24 protein-coding genes and 1 riboswitch are annotated in these 23,183 nt (G+C 34.0%); of the genes, 16 read left to right on the top strand and 8 right to left on the bottom strand.

What is annotated here, in order from left to right:
* Nucleotides 1-21: 21 nt before the first annotated feature.
* From QE431_RS02440 to QE431_RS02415, 6 genes are all read right to left on the bottom strand, one after another.
* Nucleotides 22-366, bottom strand: coding sequence for a co-chaperone YbbN (locus tag QE431_RS02440; protein ID WP_262487377.1), 345 nt, complete (start codon nt 364-366; stop codon nt 22-24).
* Nucleotides 367-398: 32 nt separating this feature from the next.
* Entirely contained in the window at nt 399-1,634 is a 1,236-nt protein-coding gene (locus QE431_RS02435) for a metallophosphoesterase (protein ID WP_134139341.1), read from the bottom strand.
* Nucleotides 1,635-1,796: 162 nt separating this feature from the next.
* The gene (locus QE431_RS02430) at nt 1,797-1,988 is read right to left on the bottom strand and encodes a hypothetical protein (protein ID WP_057117466.1); all 192 of its coding nucleotides are present in this window, start codon (nt 1,986-1,988) and stop codon (nt 1,797-1,799) included.
* 102 nt (nt 1,989-2,090) lie between these two features.
* Nucleotides 2,091-3,419: a HAMP domain-containing sensor histidine kinase gene (locus tag QE431_RS02425; RefSeq protein WP_281867369.1), complete on the bottom strand. Its 1,329-nt coding sequence runs from the start codon at nt 3,417-3,419 to the stop codon at nt 2,091-2,093.
* 10 nt (nt 3,420-3,429) lie between these two features.
* Nucleotides 3,430-4,104, bottom strand: a complete 675-nt coding sequence (locus QE431_RS02420) for a response regulator transcription factor (RefSeq protein ID WP_057117468.1) — start codon at nt 4,102-4,104, stop codon at nt 3,430-3,432.
* A gap of 180 nt (nt 4,105-4,284) precedes the next feature.
* Nucleotides 4,285-4,497 carry a hypothetical protein gene (locus QE431_RS02415; protein ID WP_134139340.1) on the bottom strand — a complete coding sequence of 71 codons (213 nt, stop codon included), beginning with the start codon at nt 4,495-4,497 and terminating at the stop codon, nt 4,285-4,287.
* Between the two features lie 288 nt (nt 4,498-4,785).
* On the opposite strand from QE431_RS02415, the gene polA reads away from it, so the two are divergent.
* Nucleotides 4,786-7,638, top strand: a complete 2,853-nt coding sequence (polA, locus tag QE431_RS02410; RefSeq protein ID WP_307292198.1) for a DNA polymerase I — start codon at nt 4,786-4,788, stop codon at nt 7,636-7,638.
* A gap of 209 nt (nt 7,639-7,847) precedes the next feature.
* On the opposite strand, the gene QE431_RS02405 is transcribed toward polA, so the two are convergent.
* The gene (locus QE431_RS02405) at nt 7,848-8,873 is read right to left on the bottom strand and encodes a LacI family DNA-binding transcriptional regulator (RefSeq protein ID WP_134139338.1); all 1,026 of its coding nucleotides are present in this window, start codon (nt 8,871-8,873) and stop codon (nt 7,848-7,850) included.
* 195 nt (nt 8,874-9,068) lie between these two features.
* Between QE431_RS02405 and QE431_RS02400 the strand changes: the two genes are divergently transcribed.
* The 6 genes from QE431_RS02400 (at nt 9,069) to tsf (ending at nt 13,789) form a co-directional block, all read left to right on the top strand.
* Nucleotides 9,069-9,815 (top strand): ferritin-like domain-containing protein, encoded by a 747-nt coding sequence (locus tag QE431_RS02400; protein ID WP_134139337.1) that lies wholly within the window; start codon nt 9,069-9,071, stop codon nt 9,813-9,815.
* A gap of 25 nt (nt 9,816-9,840) precedes the next feature.
* On the top strand, nt 9,841-10,653 hold the full coding sequence (locus tag QE431_RS02395) for a ferritin-like domain-containing protein (protein WP_057117473.1): 813 nt from the start codon (nt 9,841-9,843) through the stop codon (nt 10,651-10,653).
* A 194-nt stretch (nt 10,654-10,847) separates the two neighbouring features.
* Nucleotides 10,848-11,303 carry a 50S ribosomal protein L13 gene (gene rplM, locus QE431_RS02390; protein ID WP_057117474.1) on the top strand — a complete coding sequence of 152 codons (456 nt, stop codon included), beginning with the start codon at nt 10,848-10,850 and terminating at the stop codon, nt 11,301-11,303.
* Nucleotides 11,303-11,689, top strand: a complete 387-nt coding sequence (gene rpsI, locus QE431_RS02385) for a 30S ribosomal protein S9 (RefSeq protein WP_012023687.1) — start codon at nt 11,303-11,305, stop codon at nt 11,687-11,689. The genes rplM and rpsI overlap by 1 nt, the downstream gene beginning before the upstream one ends.
* A 227-nt stretch (nt 11,690-11,916) precedes the next feature.
* Nucleotides 11,917-12,687, top strand: coding sequence for a 30S ribosomal protein S2 (gene rpsB / locus QE431_RS02380; RefSeq protein WP_057117475.1), 771 nt, complete (start codon nt 11,917-11,919; stop codon nt 12,685-12,687).
* 139 nt (nt 12,688-12,826) lie between these two features.
* Nucleotides 12,827-13,789 (top strand): translation elongation factor Ts, encoded by a 963-nt coding sequence (gene tsf, locus QE431_RS02375; protein ID WP_057117476.1) that lies wholly within the window; start codon nt 12,827-12,829, stop codon nt 13,787-13,789.
* A 65-nt stretch (nt 13,790-13,854) separates the two neighbouring features.
* Here the strand turns inward: tsf and QE431_RS02370 are convergent, their stop codons facing one another.
* Nucleotides 13,855-15,918, bottom strand: a complete 2,064-nt coding sequence (locus tag QE431_RS02370; RefSeq protein ID WP_307292187.1) for a M3 family metallopeptidase — start codon at nt 15,916-15,918, stop codon at nt 13,855-13,857.
* A 174-nt stretch (nt 15,919-16,092) separates the two neighbouring features.
* On the opposite strand from QE431_RS02370, the gene QE431_RS02365 reads away from it, so the two are divergent.
* From QE431_RS02365 to QE431_RS02325, 9 genes are all read left to right on the top strand, one after another.
* Nucleotides 16,093-16,755, top strand: a complete 663-nt coding sequence (locus QE431_RS02365) for a queuosine precursor transporter (RefSeq protein WP_134139334.1) — start codon at nt 16,093-16,095, stop codon at nt 16,753-16,755.
* 15 nt (nt 16,756-16,770) lie between these two features.
* Nucleotides 16,771-17,433, top strand: a complete 663-nt coding sequence (locus tag QE431_RS02360) for a hypothetical protein (protein WP_134139333.1) — start codon at nt 16,771-16,773, stop codon at nt 17,431-17,433.
* On the top strand, nt 17,433-18,002 hold the full coding sequence (locus QE431_RS02355; protein WP_134139331.1) for a DNA-3-methyladenine glycosylase I: 570 nt from the start codon (nt 17,433-17,435) through the stop codon (nt 18,000-18,002). The genes QE431_RS02360 and QE431_RS02355 overlap by 1 nt, the downstream gene beginning before the upstream one ends.
* Nucleotides 18,003-18,080: 78 nt before the next feature.
* Nucleotides 18,081-18,177, top strand: a riboswitch (TPP riboswitch).
* A 66-nt stretch (nt 18,178-18,243) separates the two neighbouring features.
* Nucleotides 18,244-18,450 carry a sulfur carrier protein ThiS gene (gene thiS / locus QE431_RS02350; RefSeq protein WP_134139330.1) on the top strand — a complete coding sequence of 69 codons (207 nt, stop codon included), beginning with the start codon at nt 18,244-18,246 and terminating at the stop codon, nt 18,448-18,450.
* Nucleotides 18,451-18,572: 122 nt separating this feature from the next.
* Nucleotides 18,573-20,396: a phosphomethylpyrimidine synthase ThiC gene (thiC, locus tag QE431_RS02345; protein WP_307292179.1), complete on the top strand. Its 1,824-nt coding sequence runs from the start codon at nt 18,573-18,575 to the stop codon at nt 20,394-20,396.
* A 30-nt stretch (nt 20,397-20,426) separates the two neighbouring features.
* The gene (locus QE431_RS02340) at nt 20,427-21,035 is read left to right on the top strand and encodes a thiamine phosphate synthase (protein WP_307292177.1); all 609 of its coding nucleotides are present in this window, start codon (nt 20,427-20,429) and stop codon (nt 21,033-21,035) included.
* Nucleotides 20,993-21,733 carry a hydroxymethylpyrimidine/phosphomethylpyrimidine kinase gene (locus QE431_RS02335; RefSeq protein ID WP_307292175.1) on the top strand — a complete coding sequence of 247 codons (741 nt, stop codon included), beginning with the start codon at nt 20,993-20,995 and terminating at the stop codon, nt 21,731-21,733. Before QE431_RS02340 ends, QE431_RS02335 begins: the two co-directional genes overlap by 43 nt.
* On the top strand, nt 21,726-22,376 hold the full coding sequence (locus QE431_RS02330; protein ID WP_307292173.1) for a thiamine phosphate synthase: 651 nt from the start codon (nt 21,726-21,728) through the stop codon (nt 22,374-22,376). The genes QE431_RS02335 and QE431_RS02330 overlap by 8 nt, the downstream gene beginning before the upstream one ends.
* On the top strand, nt 22,345-23,121 hold the full coding sequence (locus QE431_RS02325; RefSeq protein ID WP_307292172.1) for a thiazole synthase: 777 nt from the start codon (nt 22,345-22,347) through the stop codon (nt 23,119-23,121). The genes QE431_RS02330 and QE431_RS02325 overlap by 32 nt, the downstream gene beginning before the upstream one ends.
* The last annotated feature ends 62 nt before the right edge of the window (nt 23,122-23,183 follow it).

The following is a 23,183-nucleotide window of genomic DNA, read 5'->3' as shown; positions in this document are numbered from 1 at the left end:
CAACATCAAATAAAAGAAGTTTTAGACGTTAAATTGTTCTTGAACAATTCCGATTATAGTATTCGCATCAAGCTCTCCAGACTGTCTCCAAATCATTTGCCCCTCCTTATAAATCATTAAGGTTGGAAGTCCTTTAATACGAAGTGCTTCTGCTAATTCCTGATTTTTATCTACATCAATTTTAATCACTTTAGCTTTATCACCAAGCGCTGCAGCAACATCCTTAATCACAGGATGCATAGAAACAGAAGATTCATTCCAATCGGTGTAAAAATCAATTAACACTGGAACTTGAGCATTTATTAGTTCTCCAAATTTTGACATAAAACCAAAAATTTTAAGTTTTTTAAATCTATAAAAAGAAATAAATATAATACAAATTTAGCATTTTTAACGAATTAAGCGACATTACGGCCTTTTTTTAGTTCAATAACCGTTATTTCGGGCATAATACCAACTCGTCCTGGATAGGCATGAAAACCAAATCCACGGTTAACATAAACGTATCTTCCAACATTTTCGTACAAGCCTGCCCATTGTTTATAAATATATTGTGCCAGACTCCATTTAAAATATCCTGGAATTTCAATTCCGAACTGCATACCATGTGTATGTCCAGCAAGAGTCAGGTGAAAGTTCTTTGGATGATTTTTAATTTCAGCCTCCCAATGACTTGGATCATGGCTCATTAAAACTTTAAAATCATCTTGATTGACACCATCCGAAGCTTTATTAAGATCTCCAGCTTTTTTAAAATTTACGCCCCAGTTTTCTACACCAATAAGAGCAATTTTATCCTCTCCTTTTTGAATATAAGTATGTTCGTTTAGTAAAAGTTTAAAACCGATTTGATCGTATAATTTTTTAATCTGCTGAAAATTTTCGTCTTTTTCTTTTTCAGAAGGCCATGTCACATATTCACCGTAATCATGATTTCCTAATACCGAAAACTTTCCATATTTATAATCTTTAATACGGTTAAAAGTCTCCAGCCAAGGATGCATTTCTTTTGCATGTGTATTTACAATATCTCCCGTAAATAAAATCATATCTGATTCCTGCGCATTGATCAAATCAATAGCATAATTTATTTTTTCTGGATTATCGAAGCTTCCGCTGTGAACATCTGAAATCTGAGTGATTTTAAAACCATCAAAAGCATCTGGAAGATCTGGAAAAAATATTGTTTGTTTAAAAACTTTGAAATTATATTTACCTTCAAAAATTCCATAAATCAAAGACAAAAAAGGAACTGCCGCAAGACCTAAAGCAATTTGACTCACAAATTTTCTACGATCCGGCATCATCTCTTTTCTTGGAGTATTGTAAATGAAGTAATTCAATATACTTGCTCCTATTCTAAAAATATCCTCTCCAAACATTACCAATGTCAGCACAATCTTTGGCACATAAACCAAGAGCATTAAACCCATAGTAAACATGGTCTGCTTGGTTTGCCCAACAGATCGATCAAACTGTGTGAAAGAATAAATGATAAAAATTAAAAGCAGTAAGCTTATAACTTGGTAACTTACTAAAGCCCATCTAACTTTAATTAAAGTTCGAAAAGCCTGATACGAATAAAACTCAATAAATAAGAAAAGAGCGCATAGAATTACAAAACGAAAAATCATTTGTTATAGTTTTAAGCAAAGTAACAAAGAATGGAAATTTTATAGCTTTTTATTATAAAAAATTTAACGCTATTAAAAAATAAAAAAGCTGAAAGATGGCTCTTTCAGCTTTAATCTACCAACCTTTTAAAACTATTTTAGTCTACGACAATTAGTGCCGTTTTATTTTGCTTTTGGTGCTTCTGCTTTTGTAGTTTCAGCTTTTTTCTCACCTTTTGCTTTTTTGTGTGCTTTTTTATCTTGTTTAGGAGCTTTTGCTTCTTTTGTTTGAGTTGCTGGCGCTGGAGTTGTTTGAGCGTTTACCATTGAAAATGTTCCTAATACTGCTACTGCTAAAATTGCTAATTTTTTCATGATCTGATTTTTTTTGATTATTATTTCATTATTTATAAGTCAAAGATATAATCGTAAAATGAAGACAAAATGAAGATAAAGTCTTACAACAAATTTTAACTTTTAATTAGCTTTTTCAAATAATAACGTAAAAACAGTTCCTTGGTTTAAAATAGATTCAACCTTGATTTGAACACGGTGAAAAGAAGCAATACTTTGAGCAATTGGAAGTCCTAACCCTTGTCCTTCTTGATCTGAGCTGATTCGTGCAAATCTGCTGAATATTTTTTCCAGCTGTGATTCTTCCATTCCAATTCCAGAATCTTTGACCGAAATAAAATAATATTCGTCAACAAATCCGTCTTCTATAAAAATACTGCCTTTGGGCTTATTGTATTTTATGGCATTTATAACCAAATTATAAATAAGAATATGAATTAAGGTTTTGTTGCCTGTAAAAACAAAATCGTTTTGCATTCGATTTACAAACTGAATTTCTTTGTCATCAATACGGTCTTCTAAATCTTCTTGCAAATCCAGAACTACCTCACGCAGATTAATTTCTTCATTTGCTTCATATTGATTGTTATCTATTCTAGAAATAAGCAATAAATTATTGATGATTTTTTTTAGCATATCTAATGTCTTTAATGAGCCTGCAATTTTATCGACTGCGTTGTCATTTAAAGATTCGTTCTGCAATAAGTTTTCAAGTTTGTTTTTAAGCAGTGCAATTGGCGTTAGAAGTTCGTGCGAAACATTAGAAATGAATTGTTTTTCTTTTTTAAAAACTTCTGAAATACGATCCATCATTTGATTTAAAACAAAATCAAGTTCGCGGAAATCTCTTGAACCGGCTTTTATCGGAGTATGATCAAATGCATCTGGTTCGTTTACCCGTCTGATTTTTGTATCAATGATTTTATAAAAAGGTTTGAGAAGATATTCAATATAAAACGTATCAGCCAAAAAAGTAATAAAGAGTATCACAACAAAAACCACAATAATAAAGAATCGAATAACAAAAGTTAAATCATTTACTTCACTAAGGCTGCTCCCAATTTCCAGTTGATAATCTTGGCCCTCATAAGTAAAATGATGCTGCAAAATTCGGTATTCATTTTCTTCACCTTCAATTTCACGATAATCATTGCTAAAAGTTGTTTTTTTCTGATGTGGTTTTATGGGCACGCGGGACAATACTAAAAACTCACTATGAAGAGTCGAAAACTCTGAAAAAGTCTCCGTGGAATCATTTGGATTTTCTATAAAATCATTGATTTCTTCTTGGTTCAAATGTTCAATAAATTTCTTCTTTTTCTCCAGCAGACTATTATTAATATGATGATAAACTACATTTTCTACCAAAATAGGCAGCATCAGCCATAAAATCAAAATCACCAACAATCTTGTCAGTGCATTAAAAATAGCTAATTGATGTTTTATCTTCACAAAAATTGATTTATTCGTTTATACGATATCCAACGTTTCGAACGGTTTCGAACCAATCTATAGGTGCGTGTTTGTCAAGTTTTTTTCTGAGATTTCGAACATGGACATCAATAAAATTAGAATCTGAATTTACTTCTAAAATATCTCCCCAAATATGCTCCGTAAGCTGCAAACGAGTAATTACCCGATTTTTATTTAAAACCAAATATTGAAAAATATCAAATTCCTTTTTCGTAAGATTGATTGGATTATCATTGAAACTTACTTTGTAATCTTGCAGCTGTAATACAAAGCCATTAATAGAAAGTGTATTTAAAGTAAAGCCGTGTATTCTTCGGATAACAGCAAATAATCTTGCGCCAAGTTCTGTCAACGCAAAAGGTTTTGTTAAGTAATCATCGGCACCTAAATGCAGACCATTAATTCTATCATCAAGCTCCCCTCTTGCCGTTAACACAATAACCGCCATTTTTGATTTTGTTTTTCTAACAGTCTGCAATACCTCAAAACCATCTCCGTCAGGAAGTCCTAAATCTAACAGCATCGCATCATAATCATTACTGCTAAACTCTTCTAAAGCATCGCTGCAGGTATGCGTGATTTTACATATATATCCTGCATTACACAAAAAATCATAAACCTCTACCGCAAGTTCACGATTATCTTCAACAATCAAAATATTCATAAAAAATGTGCTTAAGCGAAATTAAAATTAATCATTTAAAAGAAGAAAAATCTGCATTATTAAAACATTAACGAAAAAAGCTGACAAATTTCTTCATCAGCTTTTACCACCTTCATTCTTCATAATTATCCTTCCTGTTTTGCTTCCTTACAATCTTCGAAAACAAAACAAAAAGCAACATTATTTTTTCACTTTTGCAGTTTCTGTTTTTGGGGCTTCAGTTTTTGAAGCTTCTGTTTTTTCTGATTTTGCTTTTTTATCAGATTTGTGTTTAGGATGTTTTGTTGCTTTCACCTCTTTAGCTGGAGCTTCTTTTCCATTTTTTGCTGGAAAAGCTTGAACCATTGCACTTGTTCCTAAAACTGCTACTAATAACATTAATAAATTTCTCATGATTTCTAAGTATTTAAATTAATAACTTTTTATTTTACAGATCAAAATTACCTTCGTAAAATGAAGAGATCATGAAGAAATCGCCGAATAAAAAAATTTAACTTGATATTAACTCTTTGCATTTTTTCTATCATATAATATAGAAGCTCATTTTAGCGTGGTGTATTTAAAGTTTATGAATATCTACAAAGTTAAATACCCTTATATAACTTATGTGATGAAAAAAAATCTTATTAGTCTAATTTTTAAAAACCCAATTGTTTATTTTTACAGACTAATATTTTTTATATGTCAACTCAAAAACGTCTTTTTCTTCTAGATGCTTACGCATTAATTTTTCGTGGTTATTATGCCTTTATAAAAAACCCGAGAATCAACTCAAAAGGAATGGATACATCTGCAATTATGGGATTTATGAATTCCCTTTTAGATGTTATTAAAAGAGAAAAACCAGATCATTTAGCTGTTGCTTTTGACAAAGAGGGAAGTCAGGTAAGAACCGAAATGTTTGCTGAATATAAAGCCAATCGTGATGCAACGCCAGAGGCTATTAAAATTGCCATTCCTTATATTCAAGAATTATTAAAAGCCATGCACATTCCGATTATTGAAATCGCAGGATGTGAAGCTGATGACTTAATTGGAACAATTGCCAAACAAGCCGAAAAACAAAATTATAAGGTTTACATGGTAACGCCTGATAAGGATTTTGCACAATTGGTTTCTGAAAATATATTTATGTACAAACCTGCACGAATGGGTAACGGAATAGAAATTTGGGGAATTCCTGAGGTTTTAGCAAAATTTGAAGTGGAAAGACCAGAACAAGTAATCGATTTTCTTGGAATGATGGGTGACGCTGTGGATAACATCCCTGGATTGCCTGGTGTTGGTGAAGTGACGGCTAAAAAGTTCTTGAAAGAATTTGGCACAATGGAAAACCTTTTAGAAAATACACATTTACTAAAAGGAAAAATGAAAGAAAATATCGAAGCTAATAAAGACAAAGGTATTCTTTCTAAAAAACTAGCCACTATTATATGTGACTGTGATGTTGTTTTTAATGAAGACGACTATGAACTTTCACGTCCTGATATCGAAAAAACAGATGCTATTTTTCAGGAATTGGAATTTAGAAGAATGGCAGAGCAGTTTGATAATTTATTTAAAGTTGGAGGCGGAAATGAATTAGCAAGTTCTACTCCAGCATCTGATGCCAAATTATACAAAAAGCCACAGCCTAAAAACGAAGATCAATTTGACCTTTTTGGCGGAGGCGGAACCACTTTAGACGAAAGCGCTGAAGCTGCTAGAAATTCATTTTACAATACTTTAGAAAATACTGAACATTCTTATCAAACTATTCAAGGTGATTTAGGAATTAAATTGCTTCTACAGAATTTACAAAAACAGACTTCTGTTTGTTTTGATACAGAAACCACAGGAATCGATGCTTTGCATGCAGAACTTGTTGGAATGTCTTTCTCATACGAAAAAGGAAAAGCTTTTTATGTTCCGTTTCCAGAAAGCCAGGAAGAAGCACAAGCTTTAGTTGACAAATTTGTTCCGTTTTTTGAAAATGAAAATATTGAGAAAATCGGGCAAAACTTAAAATACGATTTAAAAATTCTGGCTAATTACGGCGTTACCGTAAAAGGTAAACTTTTTGACACCATGATTGCGCATTATCTGATTAATCCAGATATGCGTCATAATATGGATATTTTAGCAGAAACGTATTTAAAATATTCTCCTAAATCTATTGAAACTTTAATTGGAAAAAAAGGAAAAAATCAGCTTAACATGCGTGATGTTCCTTTAGAAGATATTAAAGAATATGCTGCAGAAGATGCAGATATTACTTTACAGTTGAAAGAAATCTTTACCGCTGAACTAGACAAAACAGAAACTAAAAAGTTATTTGATGAAATCGAAATTCCATTAGTAAGCGTTTTAGCTGCGATGGAAACAGAAGGAATTCGTCTTGATGTTGATTTCTTAAAACAAATGTCTACAGAGATGGATGTTGAAATCAAATCTTTAGAAGAAAAAATATACGAAACTGCCGGCGAGAAATTCAATTTGGCTTCTCCAAAACAATTAGGAGATATTTTATTTGATAAACTTAAGATCGGGGGCGCAAAACAGAAGAAAACCAAAACCGGTCAATACGCAACTGGGGAGGAAGTTTTAACTTACTTAGCGAATGACAATCCAATTGTAAAACAAATTTTGGACTGGCGTCAAATGGTGAAACTGCAAAGTACTTACATCATGGCTTTGCCGGAACAAGTTGACAAAAAGACTTTACGCGTTCATACGGATTATATGCAGACTGTTGCCGCAACAGGACGTTTAAGTTCTAATAATCCGAACCTGCAAAACATTCCGATTCGTACCGAAAGAGGCCGTCAGATTCGTAAAGCATTTGTTGCTCGCGATGAAAATCATACTCTAATTTCTGCCGATTACTCGCAAATCGAATTAAGAATTATTGCCGCTTTAAGCGGAGAAGAAAATATGATTGCTGCTTTCCAAAATGGAGAAGATATTCACAGAGCTACGGCGGCAAAGGTTTTTGATGTGGCCTTAGAAGAAGTTTCGCGTGAACAAAGAAGCAATGCTAAAACGGTAAACTTCGGAATTATATATGGTGTTTCTGCTTTCGGTTTAAGCAATCAAACTTCATTATCCCGCGGTGAAAGTGCCGCTTTGATCGATGCATACTACAAAACATATCCGAGATTAAAATCATACATCCAAGATCAGGTTGAATTTGCTCGTGAAAATGGTTACGTACAGACAATCTTAGGACGCCGTCGTTACCTTAAAGATATCAACTCTGCAAATGCTGTTGTTAGAAGTGCCGCCGAGCGAAATGCTGTAAATGCACCAATTCAAGGAAGTGCGGCAGATGTTATCAAAATTGCAATGATCAATATTCATAAAAAATTACAAGACGAAAACTGGAAATCGAGAATGCTGCTTCAAGTGCATGATGAGCTTGTGTTCGATGTTCACAATGATGAACTCGAAAAAATCCAGCCAATGATTAAACACGAAATGGAAAATGCATTTAAAATGATAGTTCCGTTGGAGGTTGAAATTGGAATGGGTAAAGACTGGTTAGAAGCGCATTAATCTAATTTTAGATTTCAGATTGTTGATTTTAGATTTATAAATCTACGCAATCTTGTCCTTGCAAGGAACGAAGCAATCTCATTTGATGAAGTAACTTTTTGCCTCATTATTATTGAGACTGCTTCGTTCCTCTCAAGGACACAAATTATACACAAAAAAAAAGGACTATTCTTTCGAATGGTCCTTTTTTATCTATAATATTTTAATGACTAAACTTTTCTAGTCGACTCTCGTTCTTTCAATTTCGTCTTAATCACGATTGTTTCATATTCTGAAATTGTTCCTTCTGGTTCTTCTAATCTTTCGATTAATCTTTTTGCAGCAGTTTCTCCAATTTCAACACCATGCTGGCTTATAGTAGTCAAACTTGGCGACAAACGTCTCGAAGCTAAAATTCCGTCTGCGAAACCTATTATTGATATATCTTCTGGAACTCTATATCCTTTTTTCAAACTTACTCTTAAAGCTGCAACTGAATCATTTTCATCCAAAGCAAAAATTCCGTCGATTTTATGATCAAAAAGCGAATCTATTTTAGCTTTCATATCCTCTTCAGAATCTGTACGAAGAATAATTTTTTCGTTTACCGGAATATTATTGTCTTTTAAAGCTTTCAAATACCCGTCTGCTCTCAGTTTCCCAACACTCAAATTATCTACAGAAGAAATCAGTGCTATATTTTTACAACCTAAATTAATTAAATGCTGTGTAGAGTTTAAAGCTGAATCGAAATCATCTACCACAACTTTATCACAGTCCACTTCGTCAGCAATACGATCGAACATTACTATTGGAGTTCCATCATTAATTATTTCAGAGAAATGATTGTAGTCCTGCAATTTTTGAGCTTCTTGAGAAACAGACAAAATAAATCCGTCGATAGTCCCGTTGCTCAACATCTCTAAAGTATGAACTTCTTTTTCAAGAGATTCATTAGAAATACAAGTAATTACATTATATCCTTTTTTATCGGCAACTTTCTCAATACCGCTAAAAACTTTTGCAAAGAAAGAATTTAGAATATTAGGAATAATAACTCCAATAGTTTTGGTTTTACGATTCTTTAAATTCAGACCAATAACATTCGGCTTATAATTTTTGAGTTTGGCATACTCCTTAATCTTCACCTTCGTCTGCTCACTTATTTCCGGACTGTCGTTAAGCGCTTTTGACACTGTAGACACAGAAACTCCTAGTTCCTTCGCAATTTGTTTTAGAGTTGCTTTAGCTTTCATCTAATAAAAGTTTATGTAATTAATACAAATATAGTAGAATTACCGAAAATAAAACAAAAAACAACTACCAGTATTTGAAATTATATGCTCAATTCGAAATAAAATAAAAAAAGAGGATTTTTCTGAAACCGTACCTACAAAAATTTCGTTAATAAGCTTAATACAATGTTATTAACCTTAATAAAAACCTAGATTATGAAAAACGAAGTTAAAATTCATGAAGTTGATCCTTCACTGAATAGCAGAAGGAGCTTTCTTAAGCTCAGTGGATTAACATTAGTGACCACAGGTTTAGTTTTAGCTGGCTGCAGCGACAATGATAACGATAACCCAATGGAAGACACTTCTTTACCTGGAGTAAGAAATGGTGTTTTTGATTTAGGCTCTGGTGATTTTGGAGTCCTAACCTACGCTTACGCTTTAGAGCAGTTAGAAGCAGATTTTTATACTAAAGTTGTAAACGCGAGCAGTTTCAACACTGTATTTAATGATATAGAACGTCAAGTTCTAACAGATTTATATCATCATGAAGTAGTTCATAGAGATTTTTTCAAAGCTGCTTTGACTGGAGCACTACCTGATCCAAATTCTCAATTACTTCCTTCTTTGGCTTTTACTTATGGTTCTTTAAATTTTAATAACCGTACCGAAGTTTTAGCAACTGCAAAAGCACTTGAAGATACTGGAGTTGCTGCTTATAATGGAGCAGGAAAATTGATCAAAACGGCTGACTACTTATTATTAGCTGGAAAAATTGTTTCTGTTGAGGCCAGACATGCTTCAGCAATTAGAAGTTTAATTAATCCGAATTCAAAAGATTTTGCCGGAGATGATATTGTAAATATGTCAACAGGTTTAGATGATGCTAAAGATCCATCTAAAATCCTGCCGATTGCAGCCAATTTTATTACTACAAAATTTACAGCTAAATACCTTCCTTAATCTTAACCAGTAAAACTTAGAAATTATGAACATTTTAAAATTTATAGAAACCTTTACTGACGACAATTTAATGAAAAGCACAGGCTCAAGAAGAGACAGTTTTTCGCAGTTTGGGAATATCGGAAAAAATTTAGCCTTAGCATCAATCCCATTCGGATTATCGGCTCTTACTAATAAAGCATTTGCAAAAGATATTACAGCAACACCTGCCACTCCTATTGGGGCTTTGCAATTTGCATTAACATTAGAATATCTTGAAAATGAATTTTATGCTATGGCATTAGATTCTGGAGTAATTCCGGCATCTGAAAATGGCGGACGTGATTTAAAAGTATTTCAGCAGATCGCAGCTCACGAATCTGATCATGTGAAATTTTTGATCGCAGGACTTGGCGGTACAGCAAGTGCTAATTTTGTACCAAAACCTACATTTGACTTTACAGTTGGCGGTGCTTTTGATCCTTTTAATGATTATCCAACCTTTTTAGCTTTGGCACAAGCTTTTGAAGATACAGGCGTACGAGCCTATAAAGGACAAGCCGCAAATCTTATTACTACACCAGATTTATTAACAGCAGCACTTCAGATTCATTCTGTTGAAGCTCGTCATGCTTCTGAAGTCAGAAGATTGCGAGGTTTAAAAGGATGGATATCCAATTCTGACCGAGGCGCTGGCATGCCGGCAGCCACACAAGCTGTTTATGATGGTGAGGGCGTAACGATGCAGGCTGGCTTCAATACTGCAACAGCATTTGGTGCAGCAGCTGGCTCAGAAGCTTATGACGAACCATTAACTACACAACAAGTAGTCGATATTGCCAATATTTTTATTGTCTAATATTTTTTTTCTAAAAATGCTGAACCGTCTTACTTTAATGTGAGACGGTTTTTTTTATGACTTGATTTATTAAAAAACTGAAGCCCTGATTTTCAGTACATAAAATATTCTTTTCAGGTATTTGGTTTTAAAATAATTAATTGTACTTTTGCATCCCCTTTATTGGGGATGGAATGTTTAATTAAAATAATATTATGGACGCATTAAGCTACAAAACAGTTTCAGCTAGCAAAGCCACTGTAACTAAAGAGTGGATTGTTGTTGACGCTGAAGGTCATAACTTAGGACGTCTTGCTTCTAAAGTTGCAATGATCTTAAGAGGTAAGTACAAGCCAAGTTACACACCGCACGTTGACTGTGGAGATAACGTAATTGTTATCAACTCAGAAAAAATTAACCTTACAGGTACAAAATTGAATGACAAAATTTACATGCGTCATACAGGTTACCCAGGAGGACAAAGAACTTTAACTGCTAAAGTATTGCAAGCTAAAAACCCTGCATTATTAGTAGAAAAAGCTGTAAAAGGTATGTTACCTAAAAACAAATTAGGAGCAGAACTTTTTAGAAATCTAAATGTTGTTGTAGGATCTGAGCACAAACACGGAGCTCAAAAACCTAGAACTGTTAACCTAAATGATCTTAAGTAATGGGAGTTATTCACAAAATCGGTAGAAGAAAAACCGCTGTTGCACGTGTATACGTTTCTGAAGGAACAGGAAATATCACTGTAAACAAAAAAGAATTCGCAACTTACTTTCCAACTGCAACTTTACAATACAAAGTTTTACAACCATTGTCTATGACAGAAAATGTAAACAACTTTGATGTTAAAGTAAACGTTTACGGAGGTGGTACAACTGGTCAGGCAGAAGCTGTAAGAATGGCATTAGCACGCGTAATGTGTGAAGTTAACGCTGAAAACAGAGGAATCCTTAAACCAGAAGGTTTATTAACAAGAGACCCAAGAATGGTTGAACGTAAGAAATTCGGTCAGAAGAAAGCTCGTAAGAGATTCCAATTCTCTAAACGTTAATATTACCTGTCTTGTTCAAATGGGACAAGACATTATCAATTATTTATTGAAATTAAAAAACACAGTTATTGTTGCTCTCCTATCGAGGTAGGATATAGTTTAGCATCTAAATGGGTTGAGTCTTAAAGTCGAAAGTCTTAAAGTCAATGCTCGAAGCCTAAAGCTTACAGCTTAGCGCCTAAAGCCAAAACACATTGCTAATCAACAGAACGTAAACTAGTACAAAAATGGCAAACAAAATAGAAGTAAAAGAATTACTAGAAGCAGGTGTTCACTTCGGACACATGACTAGAAAATGGGATCCAAACATGGCTCCTTACATTTATATGGAGCGTAATGGTATTCACATTATCAATCTATATAAAACTGCAGCTAAAATTGAAGAAGCTAATGAAGCTTTGAAAAAAATCGCTGCATCAGGTAGAAAAATTTTATTCGTAGCTACCAAAAAACAAGCAAAAGACATCGTTGCTGATAAAGCAAAAGCTGCAAACATGCCTTACATCACTGAAAGATGGCCAGGTGGAATGCTAACTAACTTCGTAACTATCAGAAAGGCAGTTAAAAAAATGTCTTCTATTGATAAAATGAAGAAAGATGGTACTTTCAACACTCTATCTAAAAAAGAGCGTTTGCAAGTTGATCGTCTACGTGCTAAATTAGAGAAAAACTTAGGTTCAATTGCTGATATGTCTAGACTACCTGCAGCATTGTTCGTAGTAGATATCAAAGCTGAACACATCGCAATAAAAGAAGCTCAAAAATTAAACATTCCAGTTTTCGCAATGGTTGATACGAATTCTGACCCAAGAGAGGTTGATTACGTGATTCCAGCAAATGATGACGCTTCTAAATCAATTGACAAAATTTTATCTTTAGTAACTACTGCAGTAATCGAAGGTCTTTCTGACAGAGGTTCTGAAAAAGAAGTTGAAACTGCTGAAGAAGCTGCTCCTGCTGTTGAAGCTGAAGCTGCTGCTCCTGCAACTGAAGAATAAATCAAATTTTAAATTCCAAATTTTAAATTCCAAAATCCAAGAAAAAAAATTAAAAACGTTATGTTGATAATTTATTAAAATTGGAGTTTGGGATTTAAAAGCTGGAATTTTTACTTTTAACATTAAAATTCAAAATATTATGGCAACAATTACTGCTGCAGACGTAAATAAATTAAGACAATCTACAGGTGCCGGAATGATGGACTGTAAAAAAGCTTTAGTTGAAGCTGATGGAGATTTCGATAAAGCTATACAAGTCCTTAGAGAAAAAGGACAAAAAGTTGCTGCTAACCGTTCTGACCGTGAGTCTTCTGAAGGAGCTGCTGTTTCTTTTGTTAATGCTGACCACACTAAAGGAGCTATTTTAACTTTGAACTGTGAAACAGATTTCGTAGGTAAAAATGAGGCTTTCGTAACTTTAGCTAAAGATTTAGTTGAAAGAGCTATTAACTTCTCTTCTAAAGAAGAATTCTTAGCTTCAGATTTCAATGGAATTACTGTTGCTGAAAAATTAATCGAGCAAACTGGTGTTATCGGTGAAAAAATCGAAATCGGTGGTTTTGAAATTTTAGAAGGTGCTTACGTTGGATCTTATGTTCACGTAAACAAAATTGCTGCTTTAACAGCTATTTCTTCTCCAATCGCTAATGCTGAGACTTTAACAAAGGATGTTTCTATGCAAGTTGCTTCTATGGGAGCTGATACATTATCTTACAAAGATTTTGATCCTGCTTTCGTTGCTTCTGAACTTGCTGCTCGTATTGCGGTAATCGAAAAAGAAAATGAAGAAGCTGCACGTTTAGGAAAAACTTTAAAAAATGTTCCTAAATACATTTCTTACTCTCAATTAACTGAAGAAGTTTTAAAACAAGCTGAGGAAGATGCTAAAGCTGAATTAAAAGCTGAAGGTAAACCAGAACAAATTTGGGATAAAATTGTTCCAGGAAAAGTACAACGTTTCATCTCTGACAACACTACTTTAGATCAAGAAAAAGCTTTATTAGATCAAAACTTCATCAAGGATGATAGTAAAAAAGTTGGTGATTATGTTAAAGGATTCAATGTTGAAATTACAGGTTTCAAAAGAGTTACTTTAGGTTAATATATTATTTTTTCAATAAAGAAAAGCCCGAATACTAGTTATTCGGGCTTTTTTTATTTCAGCTTTTAATTCTCGATTGGAAAATTTCTCGCTCGCATTAAAGCATCTGACTTTGGAGCATGTCCCCTAAAATTTTCATACATTTTTTCATTGTCTATCGTATTTCCAACACTTAAAACAGTATCATAAAGACGTTTAGAAACCTTTTTATCAAAAGGTCCGTTTCCTTCTAAAAATGCCTCATACGCATCTGCATTTATCACATCGGCCCATAAATAACTATAATATCCTGCAGCATATCCGTCACTTGAAAAAATATGGGCAAACTGTGGAATTCTGTGACGCATAACAATTTCAGACGGCATATTGATTTCCTCTAAAACTTGTTTCTCAAATTTATGCGGATCAATAGTTTCTGTTGTTAAATGCAGTTTCATATCCACAAAAGAACTCGAGATCGTTTCAACAGTTGCAAAACCTTCATTAAAATTGGCCGCTTGTGCAATTCTTTCTACTAAAGACTGCGATAGAGGTTCATTCGTTTTATAATGGAGAGCAAACTTATTTAATACCTCTGGAGTTGAAAGCCAATGTTCTAATAGCTGCGATGGAAATTCCACATAATCTCTAGCGACAGAAGTTCCAGACAAACTTGGATAGGTAACATTGGAACACAAACCATGCAAAGCATGACCAAATTCATGAAATAAAGTTGTTGCATCATCCCAGGAAATTAAAACTGGTTCATCTGCATTTCCTTTTATAAAATTGCAATTGTTAGATACGATTGGAAGTACTTTTCCATTTATTTTCTGCTGATCGCGATGTGAATTCATCCAAGCCCCAGAACGCTTTCCTACGCGCGCGTATGGATCGAAATACCACAACCCGATTGGTTCTCCTGTATTTTTATTATTTACTTCCCAAACGCGAACATCTGGGTGATAGACAGGAACATCAAATAATTGTTTAAAACCTAAATCAAATAATTCACCTGCTGTCCAAAACATTCCTTCACGGAGATTTTCCAATTGAAGATATTGTTTTATTTCATTTTGATCTAAATCATATTTTGCTTTTCGAACTTTCTCCGCATAATAGCGGTAATCCCAAGGCTGAATTTTAAAGTTTCCTCCTTCTTGGCTCACCATTTCCTGCATGGCAGCAACATCATTTTTTACTTTTTCAACAGCTGGTTTCCAAACAGAATCCATTAAATCTAAAGTCTTTTGCGGATCTTTCGCCATTTTATTAGACAAACTCCACTCTGCAAAATTCTCAAAACCCAATATTTTTGCCTTTTCTGCCCTTAATTTTAAAATAGAAACCAAAGTACTATTAGTATCATTTTCATTACCGTTATCACCTCGTTTAACGAAAATATCAAATGCCTTTTCTCTTAAATTTCTTTGGCTTGAAAAGGTTAAAAATGGTTCAATGGAGGATCTTGTATTCCCAATACATCCTAAAACATTCAGATTTCTTTCTCTAGCTTCTGCTATCGCTGCATTTTTAAATTCCTCAGGAAGTCCATCAAAATCAGATTCTGTTTTTAATTCGATATATTGATTGTTTTCTTCTGCTAATAATTTCTGACTGAATAAAGTAAAAAGACTTGCCAGTTCTTGATTAATCTTGGCCACTTTATCTTTATCTTCTTTATGCAGCTCTGCTCCTTCTCGAACAAAATCAGTATAATAAAGCCAAAGCAGTCGCTGCTGCTCATCTGTCAATTTCTTACTATCCTCAGATTTGTATAAAGATTCAATTCTTAAAAAAAGTTTTTCATTTTGATAGAGTTTATCATTTATGGCTGCCAATTTTGGAGACATTTCTGTATCAACAATATTGAATTCGGGAGTACTTAAATTCGATCTGTAAATTCCATAAACAGCATGAATTCGTTCTAATTTTTCACCCGAAAGCTCTAAAGCTGTAATTGTATTTTGAAATGTTGGCTTTTCGGTATTATTGGCAATTGCATCTATTTCATTCAACTTTTCCTGAATAGCAAATTCTATTGCGGGCTTAAAATCTGAGACTTTATATTTGGTAAAATCTGGAACTCCTCCGTAAGGACCAGACCAATCTTGTAATAAAGGATTATCTAACTCAATTTGTGCTTTCATAATAAATAACATTAATTAATTTCTGTATAAATTTTCTAACGAATAGAAAACAACAGATTCTCAAAATTAACCAATCGAAAGCAAACTTTAGTGTTATAATGAATTATAAAAATTGATGGATTCTAAGATTTAAAAGAAATAGTTTAATTTTGAAACATCAACACCCAAAACAACATGTTTAAAACCAGAAAAGAAATCGTTTTTGTAATTCTAGCAGGAATATTTATCACGAATGCAGTTGTTGCAGAACTTATTGGAGGTAAATTAATTCAAGTTGGTCCGTTTGTAATGAGTATAGGAATTCTACCTTGGCCAATTGTATTTTTAACCACAGATTTAATTAATGAATATTTTGGTGAAAAAGGAGTAAAAAAACTTTCCTTTATAACCGCATGCCTAATCGCTTATGCTTTTCTGATTTTGTTTATGGCGATTGTAATTCCTGCCGCAAAAGGAATCAGCCCAGTAAATGATGAACAATTTCAAGCTGTATTCGGGCAAAGTATGTGGATTATTGTGGGAAGTATTATTGCCTTTATGGTTTCACAGTTAATTGATGTCAGCGTTTTTTGGTTCTTTAGAAACCGAACGGGACATAAAAAAATATGGCTGAGAACTACAGGATCAACTGTAATTTCACAATTGTTCGATTCATTTATAGTGCTTGGAATTGCTTTCTGGCTTCCAGGGAAAATTGATTTTGATACTTTTATTTCTTCAGGATTAATTGGATACACTTTTAAACTAGCAATTGCAATTTTACTAACACCAGCAATTTACTTAGGACATCATTTGATTAAAAAATATTTAGATGAGGACCCTTCTCTCAAAAATTAAGTGTAATTTAATATCATGAAAAAAACGGGTCTCATTATATTACTTTCGTTAACTTATTTCTTTACAAGCTGTGGCAACGATTCCAAAAAACAGCCAAAAAAGGAAATGATTACTTCTGTAAATAAATTAACCCCAGTTTCAGAAAAAAAATTCAAAAAAAGCTCCTTAGAAAAATCGGCCATAAAAGATTTTACAAGGAAACAGAACAGTAATGCAAAAAATAATTCTGCATTAAAAAAAGATACACTGGTCAAACCTGAAATACAAAATCTGCAAAGCACAGCAGAAAAAAATGAAAGCAGCGATAATTTAATGACTTTCGCTAATTTAAAAAAAATACTTTCTAATAGTGAAATAGGTGAAACCTTTACTCAAAAAGAGCTGACACAAAATTTTCAAATCCCGAAAGAAGCTGTCAAAATAGTTAAAAGCATTACAAAAATTGCGGAAGACGAAATAGCCGTAAAATGGAAATCTACATGGCTCTTAGAAAAAGTTTCTGATGCAAAATTCAAAGATGGCAGTATGAAAATTGCTTTCAAATCCAATAAATTGTATACTTCAGGTACGGCAATTGGAATAAAATATGAGAAAAAAATCTATAACAACTTAATCATAATTGGCAGATCAGCCTATATTCCAACAGTAAAAGGATACAGCTGGCAAATTGGGAAGTAATGGAACAAGAAAATCTTATAAGATGCGGCTGGTGTTCTGCCAGCGATTTATATAAAAAATATCATGATGAAGAATGGGGCGTTCCAGTTTATGATGATTCTACTCTATTTGAATTTTTAATTTTAGAAACCTTTCAAGCTGGACTTAGCTGGATCACGATTTTAAATAAAAGAGAAAATTTCAGAAATGCATTTGATCATTTTGATTATCAAAAAATCGCCAATTATTCTGAAGATAAAATCGAAGAATTATTGCAGAATACCGGAATCATCCGCAATAAACTTAAAATAAAATCAGCAGTTTCAAATGCTCAGGCATTTATGAAAGTTCAGGAAGAATTTGGAAGCTTTTCGGATTATATTTGGAAATTCACAAATGGAAAACCTATAATAAACCATCCCAAAACTTCAAAAGATGTTCCGGCTACTACGCCTCTTTCTGACGAAATAAGTAAAGATTTAAAAAAAAGAGGTTTTAAATTTGTCGGTTCAACCGTAATTTACGCACACATGCAAGCCACCGGAATGGTCAATGATCACGCCGAAGATTGCTGGAAAAGAACTCAGTAATCAGTCGCAGTTTTCAGTTTTTTTTTAAACCTGAAACTTGAAACCTGAAACTTGTAAACAAAAATTACCTATATTTGCTTCACACTTTAGGGGTGTCTACAACTTGTAGGCTGAGATTTTACCCTCTGAACCTGATCTAGTTCATACTAGCGTAGGGAAAAGTAAGATGACTTCTGCACGCATTTTTTATGCGTTCTTGTAGCCATTCCTAAAGTATAACTATATACTAAATTCAAAGGGAATGGAACTAAAAATCAACCAACAAATTAAACATTTCAATGCTGAATCGCTAAGCGTTCAATCATTGCTCGATCTCGAAATTCCGCACAAACAAAACGGAATTGCCGTTGCTATTAACAACACCGTTGTTCCAAAAATTAAATGGAAAGAATTCCTCGTACAAGAAACTGACGAAATCTTAATTATTTCTGCCACGCAGGGAGGTTAGAAATAAATTTCAATTTTAAAAACCCAAATTCCAAGTAATACTGGACGTAGACGCACTGCAGTGCGCCTCTACACACACAATCTACATCAACCTGAAACTTGAAACCTGAAACAAAAAAACTCATGACTACAGAAGAACAAATATCTAGAACCCCGTTTCCAAATTCTACAAAAGTTTATATAAACGGAGAAATTCATCCCATAAAAGTAGCAATGCGCGAAATTGCTTTGAGTGACACCAAACTTTCAAATGGCGGAATTGAAAAAAATCCTCCCGTGACAGTTTATGATACTTCTGGTCCTTACACCGATCCTAATATTGAAATTGATATTAGAAAAGGATTGCCACGCTTACGCGAAAGTTGGATCCTAGATCGTAATGATGTCGAGATTTTAGATGAAATCACATCAGATTATGGTCAAAGCCGATTAAAAGATGAAACGCTAAATCATCTTCGTTTTGAGTATTTGCATCAGCCAAAAAGAGCTAAAAAAGGCGCAAACGTAACGCAATTGTATTATGCTAAACAAGGAATTATTACTCCGGAAATGGAATACATCGCGATTCGTGAAAACCAGCGTATCGAGCTTATAAATGAGCAAACAAAAGCTATGCAATGCCAGCACAGCGGTCACAGTTTTGGAGCCAACACGCCAAAAAGCAAAATTACTCCAGAATTTGTGCGATCTGAAGTTGCCTGCGGCAGAGCTATTATTCCAAACAATATCAATCATCCAGAAAGCGAACCAATGATTGTGGGACGAAATTTTTTGGTCAAAATAAATGCCAATATCGGGAATAGCGCCGTGACTTCGAGTATTGAAGAAGAAGTTGAAAAAGCCGTTTGGGCTTGTCGATGGGGAGCAGACACGATTATGGATTTATCTACAGGAAAAAACATTCACGAAACCAGAGAATGGATTATTCGTAATTCTCCAGTTCCAATTGGTACTGTTCCTATTTATCAGGCATTAGAAAAAGTAAAAGGAGTTGCCGAAGATTTAACTTGGGAAATTTTCCGCGATACTTTAATAGAACAGGCAGAACAAGGCGTTTCCTATTTTACCATTCACGCCGGAGTATTGCTTCGTTACATTCATTTAACCGCCAATCGAGTTACCGGAATCGTTTCACGTGGTGGTTCGATTATGGCAAAATGGTGTTTATTTCATCATAAAGAAAACTTCTTGTACACACATTTTGAGGAAATCTGCGAAATCATGAAACAATATGATGTTGCTTTTTCTTTAGGCGATGGTTTACGTCCAGGTTCCATTGCTGATGCGAACGACGCTGCGCAGTTTGCTGAATTGGAAACTTTAGGCGAATTGACCAAAATCGCATGGAAACATGATGTTCAAGTTTTTATTGAAGGTCCAGGTCACGTACCAATGCATATGATTAAAGAAAACATGGACAAACAATTAGAACATTGCCATGAAGCTCCGTTTTACACTTTAGGACCTTTAACAACCGATATTGCACCTGGTTACGATCATATCACATCGGCAATTGGTGCCGCTATGATTGGCTGGTACGGCTGTGCCATGTTGTGTTATGTGACACCAAAAGAGCATCTTGGTTTACCCAATAAAAAAGACGTTAAAGATGGTGTAATCACGTATAAAATTTCAGCACACGCTGCAGATTTAGCAAAAGGACATCCGGGTGCACAATATCGTGATAATGCATTAAGTAAAGCTCGTTTCGAATTCCGCTGGGAAGACCAGTTTAATTTGGCTTTAGATCCTGATACCGCTAGAGAATTTCACGACGAAACCCTTCCTGCAGACGGTGCAAAAGTGGCTCATTTTTGTTCGATGTGCGGACCGAAATTCTGCTCTATGAAAATATCTCAGGAAATTAGAGATGTCGCTGCCGCAGAAAAAGGAATGCAGGAGAAATCAGAAGAATTTATTGAACAGGGGAAAGAGATTTATATCTAGAAAATAGAATCAAGAATAAAGAGGAATGATATGATTGTAGTTACAAATCCTTTTTCTGTTGAAAATGAAACAAATATGATTCAATCTTTATTTGCCGAAGGATTGTCTTTGCTTCATATTAGAAAACCTGATTTTTCAGAATTGGAAATGGCGCAGTTCATTCATCAAATAAAACTAGAATTTAGAGATCGAATTGTTTTGCACAATCATCATCTATTGGCAGAAGATTTTGGAATTAACCGATTTCATTTTTCTGAAAAAGAAAGAAAGCAAACTCATGACTCTCCTGAAAGGTTTTCAGAACCTTGTAGGTATTCAACATCAACACATTCTATTAAAGATTTCAATTTATTAGAGAGTGATTTTGATTACGCTTTTTTAAGTCCAGTTTTTAAAAGTATTTCCAAAGAAAATTATCATCCAGAAACAGATCTTTTTGAAGAGATAAAATCACGAACAAACTATAAAACAAAAGTCATCGCTTTAGGCGGAATTGATTCGCAAAATATTCAAAAAGTGCTTCAAAATGGTTTTGATGATGTTGCACTTTTGGGAAGTATTTGGAACAATGAGAATCCTGTAAAACAATTTAAATTATGTCAGCAAATCGCCCTTTCGTACTTACAATTGCAGGTTTAGATCCGTCTGGTGGCGCTGGGATTTTGGCTGATATCAAAACCTTTGAACAGCACAAAGTAACTGGTTTTGCCATTTCGACAGCGAATACAATTCAGACGGAAAATCAGTTTTATGAAATTGAATGGACGAATTTGAATTTTGTTATTCGGTCTATCGAAACGCTGTTTTCTAATTATAAAATTGCTGTTGTCAAAATTGGAATTGTAGCCTCTCTATACGACTTAAATCAAATTATTTCGACTATAAAACTACTTTCTCCTTCAACAAAAATCGTTTGGGATCCAGTTTTAAAATCGACCACAAAATTTGTATTTATGAATATTGAAGATCATGAAAGATTAAATAAAATACTTCCCAAAATCGATTTGATTACACCGAATTATCATGAAGCCAAAATTCTGTTTCCTGATTTTAGTTCTAAACAAGATAAATTCTCAACGAGCATTTTATTGAAAGGCGGACATAACAAAAAGGCTTTAGGAACAGATACTTTATTTCTAGAAGATGAAATTTTAGAATTGCTTCCTTCAAACCAGAAATGCTTTGAAAAACATGGCTCTGGCTGTGTACTTTCTTCTGCAATTGCATCCAACTTAGCATTAAACCAAACTATGATAGAAGCCTGTAAAAATGCCAAAATATATATCGAAAATTATTTGAGCTCAACTTCAACTTTAATCGGATATCATTATGTATAATAAACTGCAATACATTTCGCAAGGCGAAACAATCGAAGAACAATTACGCAATATACATCAAGCTCTTGATGCTGGATGTGAGTGGATACAAATGCGATTTAAAAATCAAACAACTCAAAATAGGCTCACTTTGGGAGAAGCTGTAAAACTTCTATGCGACGAATATCAGGTCAAATTTATTGTAAATGATGATTTACATCTCGCCCAGCAAATTGAAGCAGATGGAGTTCATCTGGGATTAACAGACACAAAAATTGATGAAGCGAGAGCAATTTTAGGCTCTGAAAAAATAATTGGCGGAACTGCTAATACTTTTGAAGATATTCAGAATCATGTCAAAAACGGCTGTGATTATATTGGTTTAGGGCCTTTTCGTTTTACTGCAACGAAAGAAAAACTAAGTCCAATTTTAGGGTTATCAGGTTATTTTGACATTCTTCAAAGACTGAAGAAAGATAAAATTGATGTTCCTGTTTATGCAATTGGAGGCATCACACTGCGAGATATAAATCCGTTAATGGAAACTGGAATTAACGGAATTGCGGTTTCTGGAATCATTACAGAAAGCGATGAAAAGGAAAAATTAATTCAACAACTAAACGAAAAATTATATGCAAACGTCATTGTTCAATATTGGAGATAAAAGCTTTAAATCCCGTTTGTTTTTAGGAACAGGAAAATTTGGTTCGAATGAAGAGATGGAGCAAGCCATTTTAGCTTCAGAAAGTGAATTGGTTACTGTCGCTCTCAAACGCATTGATTTAGAAACGGATACCGACGCTATCTTATCTCATTTAAAACATCCAAATATTAATTTGTTACCCAATACATCTGGAGCACGAAATGCAAAAGAAGCCGTTTTTGCTGCGCAATTGGCGCGCGAGGCTTTGGAAACCAATTGGGTAAAACTCGAAATTCATCCTGATCCCAAATACTTAATGCCTGATCCTATAGAAACTTTGAAAGCAACAGAAGAATTGGCGAAACTTGGCTTTTTTGTTTTGCCTTACATTCATGCTGATCCTGTTTTATGTAAACATTTAGAAAGTGCAGGAACAGCTGCCGTAATGCCGTTAGGTTCTCCAATTGGAAGTAACAAAGGTTTAAAAACAATTGATTTTTTAGAGATTATAATTGAACAAAGTAATGTTCCAGTTATTATAGATGCTGGAATCGGCGCTCCGTCTGACGCTGCAAAAGCAATGGAAATTGGTGCTGATGCTGTTTTGGTTAACACTGCAATAGCCGTGGCTGGAAATCCAAAACTAATGGCTGAGGCTTTTGCAGCAGCTGTTATAGCCGGAAGGAAAGCTTTTGAAGCTAAGATTGCTAATCAGCAAAATTATGCCGCGGCTTCTAGTCCTTTGACTTCTTTTCTTTATGAGTAATTTTTTTCTAACGCAAAGTCTGCAAGGTGCTTTCGCAAAGTTCGCTAAGCTTTGCGGACTTT

Source organism: Flavobacterium sp. SORGH_AS_0622 (assembly GCF_030818825.1).
In the GTDB taxonomy this organism is placed as follows: domain Bacteria; phylum Bacteroidota; class Bacteroidia; order Flavobacteriales; family Flavobacteriaceae; genus Flavobacterium.
Note: the sequence above shows the minus strand (reverse complement) of the source record. Positions and strands in the feature narration are given on the sequence as shown.